This window comes from Hominisplanchenecus murintestinalis, assembly GCF_943193015.1.
Taxonomy (GTDB): Bacteria; Bacillota; Clostridia; order Lachnospirales; family Lachnospiraceae; genus Hominisplanchenecus_A; species Hominisplanchenecus_A murintestinalis.
In genome coordinates, this window is sequence record NZ_CALPCM010000113.1 from 1 (window position 1) to 1,625 (window position 1,625).

At 46.3% G+C, this 1,625-nt stretch carries 1 protein-coding gene; it reads right to left on the reverse strand.

The genetic code is table 11. The annotated features are described in order from the left end of the window. Positions 1 to 317: 317 nt before the first annotated feature. Complete coding sequence (locus NFR99_RS15205) at positions 318 to 1,532, reverse strand: IS256 family transposase (RefSeq protein ID WP_120436736.1); 1,215 nt, start codon at positions 1,530 to 1,532, stop codon at positions 318 to 320. Positions 1,533 to 1,625: the final 93 nt, after the last annotated feature.

Consider the following 1,625-nt stretch of genomic DNA (forward strand, 5'->3'; position numbering starts at 1 on the left):
GAGGCTGTAAAAAATCTTGTGTCTATGGATTTTAGACTTTCCTGATAAGAATTAGATATGTAAGAGGTTTTTGTCGGTTTTATGTTTTTGGGACTGTCGAATTATTTCTTCTATTTATAGTATAACCATTCAGACGAAACCTATACATTTTTTTCGTTTTTTTATATGGCAAACAGGCATTTTATTATTGCCCTTTCCGTGGGCTCTGCCCACACCCGGCCTCCGGAATAAGGATGGGATATTCTGGCAATAATATAAATGCCGATGGAATAAGGCTGGGATGGCAGGGTTTTCAAATGTTGCCATCCCGGTCTTTTTTACAGATATTCCGTGAGACGTTCCCCATATAGGACAATCAGCTGGTTCAAGACCTGATCCCAGTTCCGGTATCTCTGGGTCCATTTCTTTGTTACATTCTGGCTCGCCAGGTACAGCATTTTCTCCAAGGACGTGTCACTGGGAAATACGCTTTTTGTCTTGGTCACTTTACGGTACTGGCGGTTCAGCCCTTCTATGATGTTCGTGGTGTACATGATCCGGCGGATGTCATCCGGGAACTGGAAGAAAGAGCTGACATCTTCCCAATTGTTTTCCCAGTTGCTGATGGCGTAAGGGTATTTCTTTCCCCACATCTCTTTTATGTTTTCCAGCTCTGAAAGGGCGGCCGACTCGTTCGGGGCATTGTAGACGGCTTTAAAATCAGAGGCAAATTTCTTCAGGTCTTTGTAACTGACATATTTGAATGAGTTGCGCAGCATGTGAATGACGCACCTTTGTATCTCCGCTTTGGGGAATACCGCCTGTATTGCCTCTTTAAACCCTGGCAGCCCGTCCACGCAGAAAAACAGCACATCTTTCACTCCGCGGTTATGCAGGTCGTTCAGCATTCCCAGCCAGAACTTGCTCGTTTCGTTTGCCCCGACAGTAATGCTCAGTATCTCCTTATAACCCTCTGCCGTCACACCCAGCACAACATAGGCTGCACGGCTTACTATCCTCCCATCCTCCCGGACTTTGTAATGGATGCAGTCCATGAATACAAACGGGTATACCGGGTTCAGGGGGCGTGACTGCCATTCTTTGACCTGCGGGAGGATTTTGTCTGTGATCTTGCTGACCATTTCTGCAGACAGTTCGATTCCATACAGGTCATTCAGCTGGTCGTGGATGTCCCTGGTGCTCATCCCCCGCGCATACAGGGAGATCACCTTTTCTTCAATCCCGGAGATGTCGCGCTGGTATTTTGGTATCAGCTTTGGCTCAAACTCCCCATTCCGGTCCCTAGGCACGTCAATCTGGAACTCCCCATACTGGCTCTTGAGGTTCTTTGGGGAATGCCCATTGCGTTTGTTGTCTGTCTGTAAATCCCCCTTACGGTTTTTCTCATAACCGAGGGTGGCGTCCAGCTCTGCCTCCATGAGTTCCTGCAAGATGTCTTTGAAACTGTCCCGAAGGAGGGCATAGACATCGGTGACGCTGCTTAAGTTGTTTTCTGAGATAATCTGTCGAATTTGTTCCTTTGCTACTGGCATAAAAACACTCCTTTTCGATAAGAATTTCCATATCCTAATTCTTACCAAAAAGGAGCCATTTATTTCCAAAAACACAAACTTATTTACACTACC